This window comes from Methylobacterium indicum (assembly GCF_001043895.1).
GTDB lineage: Bacteria > Pseudomonadota > Alphaproteobacteria > Rhizobiales > Beijerinckiaceae > Methylobacterium > Methylobacterium indicum.
On the sequence record NZ_JTHF01000199.1, the window covers coordinates 1 to 14816 of the forward strand.

Consider the following 14816-nt stretch of genomic DNA (forward strand, 5'->3'; position numbering starts at 1 on the left):
GTCGTGCCGCCCCCGAGTTCCAGCCCGGACGCGATCCCGGTCGGACACCGCCTGACGCCCGACGCGCCGCCCGTCGTGCTGCCGCTGCGGCTTTTGCCGCGCCACACCGCGATCATCGCCGGTTCGGGCTCGGGCAAGACCGTGCTGCTGCGCCGCCTCGTCGAGGAGGCGGCGCTCGCCGGCATCCCGGCGATCGTCGTCGATCCCAACAACGACCTCTCGCGCCTCGGCGATGCCTGGCCGGAGCGGCCGGACCGGTTCGCCCCGGAGGACGACCGCAAGGCCGCGCTCTATGCCGGGCAGGCCGAGGTGGTGGTGTGGACGCCGGGCGTGCATGCCGGCAACCCGCTCTTTCTCTCGGTGATGCCGGACCTCGCCGCGAGCGAGGACCGCGACGAGCGCGCGCAGGCGATCGAGATGGCGACCGAGACGCTCGGGCCGCTTGCGGGCGCGGGAAAAACCCTCCAGCGCGGGGTGCTGGCCGACGCCTTGCGGGGGTTCGCGGCCCGGGGCGGCGGTACGCTGTCGGCCTTCACCGACCTGCTGGCCGACCTGCCCGACGGCACCAGCCAGATCGGCAACGCGACGAAGCTCGCCGCCGACATGGCGAACCAGCTGCTCGCCGCGGTCGCCACCAACCCGCTCTTGCGGGTGGAGGGCGCGGTGCTCGATCCCGCGCGCCTGTTCCACGGCCCCGATCCGGCCCGCACCCGGATCTCCGTCGTCAACCTGTCGGGCCTCGCCTCGGAGGCGGCGCGGGAGGATTTCGTCAACCGGCTCCAGATGGCGCTGTTTAGCTGGATCAAGGCGAACCCCTCGCCCCGGGGCCGGCTCTACGTGCTGGACGAGGCGCAGACCTTCCTGCCCTCGGGCCGGACGCCGCCGAGCCTCGGCAGCGGCATCAAGCTTGTGGCGCAGGGCCGCAAGTACGGGCTCGGGATGATCGTGGCGACGCAGGTGCCGAAAGGCATCCACAACCAGGTCGTGTCGAACTGCACCACCCATTTCTTCGGCCGCCAGAGCGCCCCTGCCACCATCGCGGCGGCCCAGGAGATCATGGCGGCGAACGGCGGCGCGGCTCCCGATATCGGCCGGCTCGGGGCGGGAGAATTCTACTTCGCCACGGAGGGCTCGGGGAAGCCGGCGAAGCTGCGCACGCCGCTCTGCCTGAGCCACCATCCGGCCAACCCGCCGACGCCCGAGCAGGTGATCGACCGCGCCCGGCTGTCCGCGGCTCGGGTGGAAGGCGGGACCCGAGCCTGAACCCTCCCGCGCGGCTCGAACCCGCGCCCGCGACCGGCCTTGACACCACGTGGGGCTGCCGACCCTATGGCCGTTGGAATTGTGTTTCTCCCCGGCCGGGGTGATCTCAAGCGGTCGTGCGCGTATGGATGCTGGCGATCTCAGATCGTGTTCCGACACGTTCTTGCGCATGATCGAGGAATACGGGTTCGCGGGGAACTGGCACTGGTCGTTCGCGTCGGATGAGCAGCGCTGGTCGCCCGGATTCTTTCGGCTCCTGGGTCTGGACCCGTTCACCACGGCATCCCGCTACGACCTTCTGATCGACCTCCTGCACCCGGACGACCGAGCGCGGCTGGCGAGCCCCGGCCAGATTCGCCAGGGCGACGTCGTGCCGATGGCGCTCGTCCGGGTGATCCGGCCGAGCGGAGAGCTGCGCGTCCTGTCGATCCTGTCCGAGTTGCGCGTCTCGCCGGAGGGCCGGCCGCTCTCGGTCGGCGGCGTCGCCCTCGATGTCAGCGACAGGGAGCGCCTCCGGCACCTGCAGGAGGCCGAACAGCGTCGGCGCCGGGCCCTCTACCTGACCTCCTATACGGCGACCTACTCGCTCGGTCCCGACCTCGTTCACCGGTTCCCGGCCGAGGTGGCGCAGGTGCACGGCCTGTCCCTGGAGGAGATCGAGACCGACCCGTTCCTGATGGTCGTGCCCGAGGCGCGCACGGCCCTGCGCGACCGCGGCTGGGCCATGTACGACGACCATCAGCGCTTCCAGGCCATCTCTCACGAACGCCTGGCCAACGGCGAGCTATGGCGGTTCCGCCTCGTCGGCGCGCCGGCCTGGAACGCGGCGGGCGACTATCTCGGCTGGACCGGCATGAAGTACCCGGTCCACGAATCCGGCGCGCCCGTGCACGGCATCCTGGCGCCCAAGGATGCCGCCCTGCGATTCGGCCTCGAGCAGGCCGTGCGCGGTCGCCATCTGCGGGCGGCCCGCGGCCTCCTGGACTGGTCGATGGCGACTCTCGCCGAGGCCGGGGGATTGTCGCTCTCGACGGTGCGCCGTCTCGAGGACGATGCCGAGGGCCGGAGCTCGCGGTCCCGCCACAAGGCCGTCGACGCCCTGCGCCGAGCCGGGATCCGGTTCATCGCGATGGATGACGGCACCATCGCGGTGGTCAAGACATAGGGCATTTTCCGGAGGATTGGATGTCGGTATTTATTTAAAATGATAGAAAGTAGAAATATGACACGAGATATTTAGCGATGAATGGCATATGAAATCGGTGTTCACCGTTCCCAACAGCTCATTCTTGATTTCGGTCCGTTTCTTTTCTCCGATGAGTGGAGTGTAAGCGAGACTAAATCCAGGAAATGGGTTAGCTAGAGCTGGATATGGCTTCTCACATCCTGCTGGGTCGCATCCCACGAATTTGACATCCTCGACGTCATTCCGGGGCCGCGACAGCGGAACCCGGGATCCAGAACCGAGGATGATTGAGGAAACGGCGAATCGCGTTCCCCCTGATCCTTTCTCACGTGCGGGTCTGGGCGTACCTTCGGCACCCCGGGGTTCCGCTGCGCAGCCGTGGAGCGACGCACTAGATTTAAGATCTGCAAGTCGAATCAAATATTTCATTAATTATACTATATACGTAATAATCATTGCTAAATCGATCGCCATATGATTTTGATGTCAGAATGCCGTTCATCGACAATCCGATCGAACGCCATGCCGGCGACACGCTTCGGAGCGTTCTGCGTTTGCGTAGAACGATGCAGGACCGCAGCATCGCCCGGAGCCGTTCGTCTCCGGCTCTTGTCGAATCCGTCGCGTTGTCGCGGGCGGATTGTCGGGCGCCTGGCATTGGTCCTGCGCGTCGGGCCAGCAGCGCTGGTCGCCGGGATTCCCGCGGCTCCTCGGCCTCGCGCCGCGTTCCGTTACGCCGAGCTACGCCCTCTTCGTCGACCTCGTGGACCCGGGGGATCGGGGGCCGATCGCGAGTCCGAGCGACGCGTTGCGAGGCCACGTGCTGCCGCGGGCCCTCCTCCGGATGATCCGGCCGAGTGGCGAGTTGCGCAGTCTCTCGGACCTGTCCGAACTCCGGCTCTTACCGGACGGACGTCCTCTCGCCCCGAGCGGCGTCGCCCTCGACGTGAACGGCTGAGATGGATGCATCGTTGGGAGCAGCGAAAGCGGCAAGCTCTGCACCGGGCGACGTATGCGACCTCCTGCACGGTCGGGGTGGATGGCTTCGGCGATTTTTTCGTCCGAGATGGCGCTGGTCCCTGGATTGGACCTGCACGAGAGTCGCGCCGATCCGTTCACGATGGTCGTGCCGGAGGAGCGAGGGGCATTCCGCGACCGGGCGAAGGGCGTCCGCACCCGGGAGACCTGCTTCCAGGGGACGGCCGGCGAACGGCCCGCCGACGGGGAGATCCGCCGCTTCCGGATCGGTGGCGTCCCGCTCCGGGACCCGGCCGGGCACCATCTCGGCCGGACCGGAATGAACTGCCCGATCGACGCCTCGAACGGGTTTCCGGCCGAGGTCAGCCCCCTCTCGATGGTGAGGTCCGGCACGCCCTGGAGCAGGGGGAAGCCCGTCACCTGAGAAAGCGGACCGCGGCCTGCTCGACGGGTCGATGGCGCAACTCGCCGCCGCCAGCGGCCCGTCGCTCTCGACGGTACGCGCGATCGCTGAACGGAGCCGAGGCGCAAGGCCGGCTCCCGCATCGAGACTCTGGCCGCCCTGCGGACGGCCGGGATCCGCTTCGTCGCGAGCGACGACGGTCGGGTCGCGGTGACGAAGGGCTGACGGGTATCCCGACGCCCCGGCGGCACTCAGCATCGGCGCGAGGACGCGCGACCCGCGAACGGGCCGGCCCCTCAGGGGAGCCGGCCCGGATGTCGGATCGAGGCTCAGCGAGCCCGGTTGGCCGGGCTCGTGGCCGCAGCGTTGCCGCCGCTGTGGCTCGGCAGGTCGTCGGCGCGGGCGGCGCCGGGGGCCATCGTGCCGGGCGCCATCGTACCCGGGGCGGCCGGCGCCACGGTGCCGGTGGTCAGGTCGCGCTCGGGCATGCCCTTCTCGGCGTTGCTCTTCACGCTGGCGGGATTGTTCAGGTTGTTCTCCGACGAGCCAGGAACGCCGGTTTGCGCCGAAGCGGCACCGGTGAGCGCGACGGTCGTGGCGAGGGCGAGGAGGGTGGTCCGCATGGTCGGTATCCTTTTCCGAGGTCTCGTGAGGCGGCAACGCACGGGGCACCGGCCAAGGTCCCTCGGTTTCGCAAGGTCCCCCGTATCCCGAAGTCCCCGTTTTCCACCGACGCGTCGGCTTGCCGGCCCCGCTGCTTGTTCCTATTTTGTTCTCATCAGCCTGTGTCGGCGCCGCCGACACCGCCGGACGAGGAGGACAAGATGGCGACGACCCACGAACGCGACGAGGATGCCGCCGAGACCGCCCGCATCGAGCAGGCAGCCTGGACCGCCGCGATGATCGAGGCGGAGCGGGAGCGCGCCCTCGATGCCTGCCTCGCTCGCGAGGCCGGCTTCTGACGGAGCGCCGTTGCCGCGCGGGGGCGACTCCTTCGCCCTGCTCAGGGCGAAGGCAGATGCCGCCCTGATTTTCTGCAGCATTGGCTCTTGCCTCCGGGCTCAGGCACAGTATCGTTCGCCTACGAACGAGTTTGTATCCCGCCTGCGCAAAGTCGCGGCAGGATCCGCCGGAGGTTCGCCCCGATGTCGACCCGCGACGAGACGTTCCGCCCTCTGTCCCGCCGCACCCTGCTCGGCGGGCTCGCCGCGGCACCGCTCGGCCTCGCCGCCTCCCGGGCGGTCGCGCAAGGGCAACCAGGCTCCGGGCCGATCCGCATCGGCGAATTGAACTCCTACGGCCGCATGGCCGCCTTCGCGGTCCCCTACCGCAACGCCATGCAGCTCGCGCAGGATGCCGTCAACAAGGCGGGCGGCATCAAGGCGCTCGGCGGCCGACCGATCGAGATCGTGTTTCGCGACGACGGCTCGACCCCCGGCGATGCGACCCGGGTCGCCGAGGAATTGCTGACCCGCGAGAATGTCGCCTTCCTGTGCGGCACCTTCCTGTCCAACGTCGGGCTCGCGGTGGCGGATTTCGCCAACCAGCGCAAGGCGCTCTTCCTCGCCACCGAGCCTCTGACCGACGCGCTCACCATGGGCAGCGGCAATCGCTACACCTTCCGGGTGCGGCCCAACACCTACATGCAGACCCGCATGCTGGTGGAGGCGGTCAAGGGCCGGGGCATCAAGCGCTGGGCGATCGTGGCGCCGAACTACGAGTACGGCCAGTCCGCCGCCGCCAACTTCAAGAAGCTGATGGCCGCCGCCGTGCCGGGCTTCGAGGTGGTGGGCGAGCAGTTCCCGGCGCTCGGCAAGGTCGATGCCGGCGCCACCGTCGGCGCCCTGTCGCAGATGAAGGCCGACGGGCTGTTCAACGTGCTGTTCGGGGCCGACCTCACCGCCTTCGTGCGCGAGGGCAACACCCGCGGGCTGTTCGAGAAGCGCACGGTGGCGAGCCTGCTCACCGGCGAGCCGGAATACATGATCCCGCTCGGCGACGAGACGCCGGAGGGCTGGGTGACCACCGGCTATCCGTGGGAGACCATCGACACCAACGGCCACAAGGAATTCGTCGCCGCCTACCGGGCCCGGTTCAACGACACGCCGCGGCTGGGCTCGCTCTTGGGCTATGTCGTCGTCGGCATGATCCGCGACATGCTGGAGAAGGCCGGCTCGACCGAGACCGAGGCGATGATCGCGGCGCTGGAAGGCCTGACCTCCCAGACCATCGCCGGCCCGGTGACGATGCGGGCCCTCGACCATCAATCGACACTGGGCGCCTGGATCGGCGAGACGGCGCTGAACGGCCGCCAGGGCACGATGAAGAACGTGCGCTACGCCGACGGGGCGAACTACCTGTTCCCCGAGGCCGAGGTGAAGGCGGCCCGCAAGGCCTGACCCCCCGACAACGCGCGGGAGCGTAAGGCCATGGACCCGTCCTTCCTCGTCATCCAGGCGCTCTCGGGCTTTGCCAGCGCCTCGTCGCTGTTCATCATCGCCTCCGGGCTGACGATCGTGTTCGGCGTCACCCGGATCGTGAACTTCGCCCACGGCTCGTTCTACATGCTGGGGGCCTACATCGCGGTCACGATCGTGCCGCGGCTCCTCGACCTGTCGTATTCGCCGGCCGCGTTCTTCCTCGGGGTGCTGCTCTCGGCCCTCCTCGTCGGGCTGATCGGCGTCGCGGTCGAGGTCCTGCTGCTCCGCCGCATCTACCGGGTGCCGGAACTCTTCCAGCTGCTCGCCACCTTCGGCATCGTGCTGATCGTCGAGGATCTGGTGTTGAAGGTCTGGGGCCCGGTCGACATCGCCGGCCCCCGGGCGCCCTCGCTCCGCCACGGCGTTGAGATCCTGGGGCAACGCTTCCCCGCCTACGAGCTGGTGCTGATCGCGGTCGGTCCCCTGGTGCTGGGGCTCCTCTGGCTCCTCATGCACCGCACCCGCTTCGGGGTGCTGATCCGGGCCGCGACCCAGGACCGCGAGATGGTCGGCGCGCTCGGCGTCAACCAGGCCCGTCTCTTCACCCTGACGCTGTTTCTCGGCGCCAGCCTCGCGGGGCTCGGCGGCGCGCTCCAGATCCCGCGCATCCCGGCGAACGCCCATATGGACCTCTCGGTCATCACCGACGCCTTCGTGGTCACGGTGATCGGCGGGATGGGCTCGGTGCCGGGCGCCTTCGTGGCGGCGCTGATCATCGGCCAGCTCCAGGCCTTCGGCATCCTGATCTTCCCGAAGGTGACCCTGGTCCTCGTCTTCGCCCTGATGGCGGTGGTGCTGGTGGTCAAGCCCTGGGGCCTGTTCGGCCGTCCGGAGGCGGCGTCCGGCCGGGTGATGCCGCCCGAGGGAATTCCCGCCTTGCGCCGCTTCCGCCCGGCCGAAACCGCGCTGGCATGCCTCGCCATCCTCGCCCTGCTGGCCGTTCCGCTCGTCGGCGACGCCTACAAGGTGAAGGTCGCGACCGAGATCCTGATCTTCGCGCTCGCCGCCTTCTCGCTGCAATTCCTGGTCGGGGTCGGCGGGCTGGTGTCGTTCGGGCACGCGGCCTATTTCGGGATCGGCGCCTACGCGGCCGGGCTCCTCGTCACCGGGCCGTTCAAGGCGCCGATGGAGCTGGCCCTCGTCGCCGCGCCGTTTGCCGCCGGCCTCGGCGCGGCCCTGTTCGGCTTCTTCATCGTGCGGCTGTCGGGCATCTACCTCGCCATGCTGACGCTCGCCTTCGGGCAGATCGTCTACGCCATCTGCTTCCAGTGGGTCGAGGTGACGGGGGGCGACAACGGCGTCGTCGGGGTCTGGCCGTCCTCCTGGGCGTCGGGCCGCAGCACCTACTTCTACCTCGTCGCCGCCCTGTCGCTCACCGCGATCGTCCTCTTGCGCCGGGTGATCTACGCGCCCTTCGGCTACACCTTGCGGGCGGCCCGCGATTCCGCCACCCGGGCCGAGGCGATCGGGCTCGACGTGCGCACCCATCGCTGGCTCGCCTTCACGCTCGCCGGCGCCGCGGCCGGGCTCGCGGGCGGGCTCTACGCCTTCATGAAGGGCTCGATCGACCCGACGCTCACCGGCATCCCCCTCTCGATCGACTTCCTGGTGATGGTGCTGGTCGGCGGCATCCAGACCGTGATGGGCCCGCTCGTCGGCGCCGCCTTCTTCCACGCGCTGAAGGACGCGGTGATGCCGCTGACCGAGTTCTGGCGCCTGCTCCTCGGCATCGCGATCATCGCCACCGTGCTGGCCTTCCCGCGCGGGCTCGCCGGGGCCGCCGAGGCGCTGCGGGGACGGCGCGCCGCGACGCCGAAAACCGTGGAGGCCTCGGCATGACGCTCCTCGTCGTCGAGGGCCTGACGAAGCGCTTCGGCGGCGTCGCCGCCGCCAAGGACGTGTCGTTCACGCTTCAAGCCGGCGAGATGCTGGCGATCATCGGCCCGAACGGCGCGGGCAAGTCGACCACCTTCAACATGGTGGGCGGGCAGCTCAGGCCCGATTCCGGCACCATCGCCCTCGACGGCGCCTCGATCGCCGGCCTGCCGGCCCGCGCGATCTGGAAGGCGGGGGTCGGGCGCACCTTCCAGGTCGCCCAGACCTTCGTGTCGATGACGGTGGCCGAGAACGTCCAGATGGCGCTTCTCTCGCATCACGGCCGCTCTCGCGGCCTCTTTCGGGACGCCAGCGCCCTCTACCGCGACGAGGCGTTGTCCCTGCTCGCCGGGGTCGGGATGCGGACGGACGCCGAGCGCCCGGTCTCGGAACTGGCCTATGGCGACGTGAAGCGGGTCGAACTCGCGGTGGCCCTCGCCTCCCGGCCCAAGCTGCTGCTGATGGACGAGCCCACCGCCGGCATGGCGCCGCGGGAACGATCGAGCCTCATGGCGCTGACCGCCGAGGTGGCGCGGACCAACCGCATCGGCGTCCTCTACACCGAGCACGACATGGAGGCGGTCTTCGCCCATGCCGACCGGGTGCTGGTGCTGGTGCGCGGCGAGATCATCGCCGCCGGCACGCCGGAGGAGATCCGCGCCAACCCGCGGGTCAAGCAGGTCTATCTCGGCGAGGCCGGCACCGAGGCGGCGATGCGCGCGCGCCGGAAGGCGGTGGCATGAACGCGCTTCTCGACGTTTCCGGCCTCACGGCCTCCTACGGCCGGGCCCAGGTGCTGTTCGGCGTGACGCTGCGCCTGCGCCCAGGCGAGGTCGTGGCCCTGATGGGCCGCAACGGCGCCGGCAAGTCGACGACGCTCAAGGCGATCATGGGCGTGCTGCCGCCGACCGGCGGCACGGTGTGGTTCGAGGGCCGGGCGGTCACCGGCTGGGAGCCGTTTCGCGTCGCCCGCCTCGGCCTCGGCTACGTGCCGGAGGAGCGGCGCATCTTCACCGACCTCACGGTGATGGAGAACCTGGAGGTCGGCCGGAAGGTGCCGGCCGACGGCCGCGCGGCCTGGACGCCCGAGAAGCTCTTCTCGATCTTCCCCAACCTCGCCGAGATGCGGGGCCGCCGCGCCGCCGCGATGTCGGGCGGCGAGCAGCAGATGCTCACCATCGCCCGCACCCTGATGGGCAACCCCCACGCGGTGCTGCTCGACGAACCGTCGGAGGGCCTGGCCCCGGTCATCGTCGAGCAGATGGCCGATGCGGTGCTGAGGATGAAGCGCGAGGGCATCGCGGTGCTGCTGTCGGAGCAGAACCTGAGCTTCGCCGGTGCGGTCTCGGACCGGGCCTACGTGATCGAGAAGGGCGCGATCCATTTCGAGGGGACGATGGCGGCGCTCGAGGCGGACGAGGCGGTGCGGGAGGCGTACCTGACGGTGTGAGGAGCGAGAAGCCCGAGTATGGCGCGGGTTTTCCCCTCCCCCTTGTGGGGAGGGGCCAGGGGTGGGGGTGGTGCCGAATGGACCTCAGCGGTGCCTTCTACACCACCCCCACCTCCAGCTCCTCCCTACAGGGGGGAGGAGAGGCGTTCTGATTTCAAAGCGTAGAGCGTCGAAACGGCGCCAGCCCCCCATCGGCCCCCAACGAAACCGTTCGTAGACGAATGATCGAGGTGTGACGTGAGACGCGTGGCAGGCATCGATGTCGGCGGCACCTTCACCGACCTTCTCCTGACGGAGGCGGATTCCTCGGGCGTGCGCGTGCGCCTCGCCAAGGTGCCGACGACGGTCCGCAACCAGGCCGAGGGCGTGCTGGCGGCGATCCGGGCCGCCGAGGTGGCGCCCGCCGCTCTCGATCTCGTCATCCACGGCACCACCGCCACCACCAACGCGGTGCTGGAGCGCAAGACCGCCAAGGTCGGGCTCATCACCACCGAAGGCTTTCGCGACGTGCTCGAACTCGGGCGTCGCACCCGGCCCAAGCCCTACGGGCTGTTCGGCACCTTCGAGCCGCTGATCCCGCGCGAGTGGCGCCGCGAGGTCCCCGAACGCGTGATGGCCGACGGCGCGGTGCGCACGCCCCTCGACGAGGCGGCGGTGGCGCAAGCCGTGCGCGATCTGCTGGCGGAGGGCTGCGAGGCCCTGGTGATCCATTTCCTGCACGCCTATGCCAACCCGGAGCACGAGCTGCGCGCCGGCGCCATCGCCCGCGAGATCTGGCCGAATTCCTACGTCACCCTCGGCCACGCCCTCCTGTCCGAGTTCCGCGAATACGAGCGCGGCACCACCGCCTCGGTCAACGCCGCGGTGCAGCCGATCCTCGACCGCTACATCCGCCGCCTTCAGGACGAGCTGCGGGCGCAAGGCTTCGCCCGCGACCTGCTGGTGATGAACGGCAATGGCGGCACCGTGCCGGCGGGGCTGGTGGTCGAGGCGGCGGCCAAGACCGTGATGTCGGGTCCGGCCTCGGGCGTGATGGCCGCCGCCGCGACCCTGGCCCAGTCGGGGCTCACCAACGCCGTCACGTACGACATGGGCGGCACCTCGACCGACGTGGCGCTGATCGCCGGCGGCGTACCGGAGGTCTCGGCCGAACTGACCATCGATTACGGGCTGCCGATCCACCTGCCGATGGTCGACGTGCACACGGTCGGGGCCGGCGGCGGCTCGATCGCCTCCGTCAACCGGGCCGGGATGCTCCAGGTCGGCCCCGAGAGCGCCGGCTCCGAGCCGGGTCCGATCGGCTACGGCCGCGGCGGCACGCGGCCGACCATTACCGACGCCAACCTGGTGCTCGGCCGCCTCGATCCGGCAAGGCTCACCGCCGTGCGGGCCGGCGTGTCGATCGAGGCGATCCGGGAGGCTTTCGCCCGCGACCTCGCCGGACCGCTCGGGATGAGCGTCGAGGAGGCGGCGGAAGCGGTGATCCGCCTCGGCAACGTCCACATGACCGGGGCCATCCGCATGGTGTCGCTGTCGCGCGGCTACGATCCGCGCAACTTCGTGCTCTTCGCCTTCGGCGGCGCCGGGCCGCTCCACGCCGTGGCGCTCGCCCGCGAGCTCGGCATCCCGGAGGTGCTGGTGCCGGCCCGCCCCGGCCTCACCAACGCGCTCGGCTGCCTCGTTGCGGATCTGCGCCAGGACCGGGTGCGGACCCTCAACCGGCCCCTCGACGGGCTCGACATGGCGAATCTGCGCAGCATCCTGGAGGAGCAGGCGGCGGAGGCCCTGGCGATGGTCGCCGAGGAGCAGGCCGAGATCGAGGAGACAACGGTCACCTTCGGTGCCGACATGCAGTTCCGCGGCCAGACCCACCTGATCCGCGTCGCCCTGCCCTCCCCAGACATCGACCGCGCGACGCTGCAAGAGCTGTTCGAGGCGGCCTACTTCCGCCGCTTCCAGGTCCGGCTGCCGGAGATCCGGGCGGTGGTGGTCAACCTCGTCACCTCGGTGATCGGGCGGCGCAGGCCCTTCCCTCTCGCGGCGCTGATCGACGAGGCAGGCCGGACCGATCTGGCGGGCGCACGTCTCGGCACCCGCCCGGTCTATGCCGGCGGCGCCTGGCACGAGGCCGCGATCTACAGCCGCGAGGCCCTGCCGCTCGGCGCCGAGATCGCCGGGCCGGCCGTCATCCAGCAGATCGACGCCACCACCGTGATCGAGCCCGGCGCGACCGCGCGGGTCGACGCCATCGGCAACCTGAGGATCCGGGTATGACCCAGCTCGACGCCCTCACCCTCGCGGTGATCCAGGCCGGGTTGCAGCAGGTCTGCAACGAGATGGACATCGCCTTCTCGCGCTCGGCCTTCTCGCCGGTCATCGCCGAGGCCGACGACCGCTCGGACGGGATCTACGACCGCGACACCGGCGCGCTGATCTCGCAGGGCGAATACGGCCTGCCGGTCTTCGTCGGCACGATGCAGTACTCGACCGGCGAATTGATCCGGCTGATCCGCGAAGGCCGGGTCGGGGCGCCGGAGCCCGGCGACATCTACATCGTCAACGACCCCTATCTCGGCGGCACGCACCTGATGGACGTGCGGTTCGTCAAGCCCGTCTTCGTCGAGGGCAAACTCTTCTGCTGGTTGCAGAATACCGGCCATTGGCCCGATATCGGCGGCATGGTGCCGGGCGGGTTCTCGGCCCACGCCACGGAGGTCGAGCAGGAGGGCCTGCGCCTGCCGCCGGTCAAGCTGTTCAAGCGCGGCACGATGGACCAGGAGATCTTTTCGATCATCGCGTCCAACATCCGCGTCGCCGATCAGCGCATCGGCGACATCAAGGCGCAAGCCGCAGCGCTGATGGTCGGCGAGAGCCGGCTCTCCGACCTCCTGGCGAAGTACGGGCCCGAGACCCTGGACGCGGCAATCAGAGAGATCCGCGCCCGTTCGGCCGAGCGGATGCGGGCCGAGATCCGCCAGATCCCGGACGGCACCTATACCTCGGAGGCCTTCGTCGATTCCGACGGCGTGGTGAACGAACCGCTCCGCATCGCGCTTAACCTGACCAAGGCCGGCGACGGTCTGACCTTCGACTTCTCGGGCTCCTCGCCGCCCTGCCGCGGCCCGATGAACTCGGTGGTGGCGACGACCTATTCCTCGGTCTACCTCGCGGTGAAGCACGTCTTCCCGGACGTGCCGATCAATGCCGGCACCTTCGAGCCGCTGACGATCCATCGGCCCGAGGGCACCTTCCTCGATGCGCGCTATCCGAAACCCGTCTCGGGCTGCGCCGCGGAGGTGAGCCAGCGCATCGCGGAGGCGGTGTTCCTCGCCCTCGTCCAGGCGATCCCCGAGCGTGTCACGGCGGCGCCCGCCGGCACTTCCGGCAACTTCGCGCTGGGCGGCTTCGATCCGGCGAAGAATGCCTCTTACGTGATGTACCAGATCACCGGCGGCGGCTATGGCGGCAACGCCGCCCATGACGGGCTGTCCAACGGCTGCTCGACCATCGGCATCTCGAAGACCGCGCCGGTCGAGGTGATGGAGCAATACTACCCCGTCCTCTTCCGCCGCTTCGCGCTGCGCGAGGGCTCCGGGGGAGCCGGCGCCCATCGCGGCGGCTTCGGCGTGCATTACGAGGTGGAATTGCTGCGCGGCGAGGCCCGTGCCTCCTTCGTGATGGATCACGGCCGGTTCGGCCCGCCGGGCGTGCTCGGCGGCGGCGACGGGGCGCCCAACGTGGTGCGCATCCACCGCGACGGGGAGACGATCGTCCCGCTCCACCTCTCCAAGGACCAGAACATCGCCATCAAAGCCGGCGACCGGGTCGAGGTGATGACGCCGGGCGGCGGCGGCTACGGCAACCCTGAGACTCGCGACCCCGCCCTCGTCGCCCGCGACCTGCGCCGGGGCTATTACCGTGACGACGCGGCGAACGACCCGAGGGAGAGCCGATCATGAGCGCCGACAGCCTCTCCACGGAAGCCCGCTCCAAGAAATTCGGTGCGGCGGAGGCCGACGGCATCGTGCGCTGCGATGCCTGCCCGGTCCTGTGCCGCATCCGCCCCGGCCGCTCCGGCGCCTGCTCGCGCTACGCCAACGAGAACGGGCACCTCGTGCGCACCGATCCGGTCGTGCTGCTGCACGATGCGGCGGAATCAGGCCAGAAGCTGGTCCCGTTCGGCGCGGCGGAATGGGACGGTCGCGTGCTCGATCCCTCGCGCACCTTCGTCACCGGCATCGGCGCCGGGACCACCTACCCGGATTACAAGCCCGCCCCCTTCATCGTGGCGAGCGAGCATGACGGCGTCGAGACCGTCACGGTCGTGACCGAGGGCATCTTCAGCTATTGCGGCGTGAAGGTGAAGATCGACACCGACCGCCATCTCGGTCCCGAGCGCGCGGCGATCCGCGTCAATGGCGAGGAGGTCGGCCACGTCACCACCGCCGAATACGGCTCGCAGATGCTGTCGGTCGGCGGCGTGCGCCACCTCACCGGCGGCTCGAAGAAGGAAGGCAGCGTCACCTGCGACACGCTGCTCCGCCTCTGCTCCGGCGATGCGGTGACGATGACGATCGACGGCGGCCACGAGGTCGTGGTCCAGGCCGGCCACGCCCCGATCGTCGACGGCGTGCCGGAACAGCGCATGCGGGTCGGCTGCGGCTCGGCGACGGTCGGCATCTTCGCCCGGCAGTGGCTCGGCCACGCCGACGAGGTGATCGTCGTCGACGACCACATCACCGGCGTGCTGACCGAGCATCAGGCCGGCAAGGTGCTGGGGATGCGCCCGGCCGGCATCCGGGTGAAGGGCCGCCGCTCGACGCCGGGGCGCTACTTCCAGGTGGCGAATCCCGGCATCGGCTGGGGCGGGACCGACATCGCCGACCCGCTCGGGATCATCCAGGCGATCGACCCCGCCACCGCCTGGCCGGGCCTGCGGCTCCTGATGACCTCGACCACCGGCGAACACGCCCTCTGGCTCGTCCTCGACGACGATTTGAAGCCCGTCCCGGCCGAGATGCCGGCCCCCGTCCGCCAAGTGGTCGACCGGATCGGCGAGAATTGCGAGCCCTCGCTCTGCACGGTCCTGTTCATGGCCGGGGCCGGCGGTTCCTTGCGGGCCGGCGTCACCGAGAACCCGGTGCTGCTCACCCGCTCGGTCGCCGCCGGCGAAACGAGGGT

12 protein-coding genes are annotated in these 14816 nt (G+C 69.8%); 11 read left to right on the forward strand and 1 reads right to left on the reverse strand.

What is annotated here, in order from left to right; genetic code table 11:
- From QR78_RS22465 to QR78_RS22480, 3 genes are all read left to right on the forward strand, one after another.
- On the forward strand, positions 1 to 1263 hold a 1263-nt coding region (locus QR78_RS22465; RefSeq protein WP_048429810.1), incomplete at its 5' end, for an ATP-binding protein.
- Positions 1264 to 1432: 169 nt separating this feature from the next.
- A complete protein-coding gene (locus QR78_RS22470) occupies positions 1433 to 2428 on the forward strand; it encodes a PAS domain-containing protein (RefSeq protein WP_053221045.1) in 996 nt (331 codons plus the stop codon).
- A gap of 1087 nt (positions 2429 to 3515) precedes the next feature.
- Positions 3516 to 3851 carry a hypothetical protein gene (locus tag QR78_RS22480; protein ID WP_048429813.1) on the forward strand — a complete coding sequence of 112 codons (336 nt, stop codon included), beginning with the start codon at positions 3516 to 3518 and terminating at the stop codon, positions 3849 to 3851.
- A 308-nt stretch (positions 3852 to 4159) separates the two neighbouring features.
- Here the strand turns inward: QR78_RS22480 and QR78_RS22485 are convergent, their stop codons facing one another.
- Complete coding sequence (locus QR78_RS22485; protein WP_048429814.1) at positions 4160 to 4453, reverse strand: hypothetical protein; 294 nt, start codon at positions 4451 to 4453, stop codon at positions 4160 to 4162.
- Between the two features lie 201 nt (positions 4454 to 4654).
- Here QR78_RS22485 and QR78_RS35070 point away from each other — a divergent pair, with 201 nt between their 5' ends.
- The 8 genes from QR78_RS35070 to QR78_RS22520 all read left to right on the forward strand — a co-directional run.
- Complete coding sequence (locus tag QR78_RS35070; protein WP_158004067.1) at positions 4655 to 4792, forward strand: hypothetical protein; 138 nt, start codon at positions 4655 to 4657, stop codon at positions 4790 to 4792.
- A gap of 183 nt (positions 4793 to 4975) precedes the next feature.
- The gene (locus QR78_RS22490) at positions 4976 to 6229 is read left to right on the forward strand and encodes an ABC transporter substrate-binding protein (protein WP_048429815.1); all 1254 of its coding nucleotides are present in this window, start codon (positions 4976 to 4978) and stop codon (positions 6227 to 6229) included.
- A 30-nt stretch (positions 6230 to 6259) separates the two neighbouring features.
- Positions 6260 to 8149 (forward strand): ABC transporter permease, encoded by a 1890-nt coding sequence (locus QR78_RS22495; RefSeq protein WP_048429816.1) that lies wholly within the window; start codon positions 6260 to 6262, stop codon positions 8147 to 8149.
- Positions 8146 to 8928, forward strand: coding sequence for an ABC transporter ATP-binding protein (locus QR78_RS22500; protein ID WP_048429817.1), 783 nt, complete (start codon positions 8146 to 8148; stop codon positions 8926 to 8928). Before QR78_RS22495 ends, QR78_RS22500 begins: the two co-directional genes overlap by 4 nt.
- On the forward strand, positions 8925 to 9635 hold the full coding sequence (locus QR78_RS22505) for an ABC transporter ATP-binding protein (RefSeq protein ID WP_048429818.1): 711 nt from the start codon (positions 8925 to 8927) through the stop codon (positions 9633 to 9635). The genes QR78_RS22500 and QR78_RS22505 overlap by 4 nt, the downstream gene beginning before the upstream one ends.
- Before the next feature lie 237 nt (positions 9636 to 9872).
- Positions 9873 to 11909 carry a hydantoinase/oxoprolinase family protein gene (locus QR78_RS22510; protein ID WP_048429819.1) on the forward strand — a complete coding sequence of 679 codons (2037 nt, stop codon included), beginning with the start codon at positions 9873 to 9875 and terminating at the stop codon, positions 11907 to 11909.
- Entirely contained in the window at positions 11906 to 13594 is a 1689-nt protein-coding gene (locus QR78_RS22515; protein WP_048429820.1) for a hydantoinase B/oxoprolinase family protein, read from the forward strand. The genes QR78_RS22510 and QR78_RS22515 overlap by 4 nt, the downstream gene beginning before the upstream one ends.
- A partial coding sequence (locus QR78_RS22520; RefSeq protein ID WP_048429821.1) for a 6-hydroxynicotinate reductase occupies positions 13591 to 14816 on the forward strand: 1226 nt, incomplete at its 3' end. The genes QR78_RS22515 and QR78_RS22520, both read left to right, overlap by 4 nt.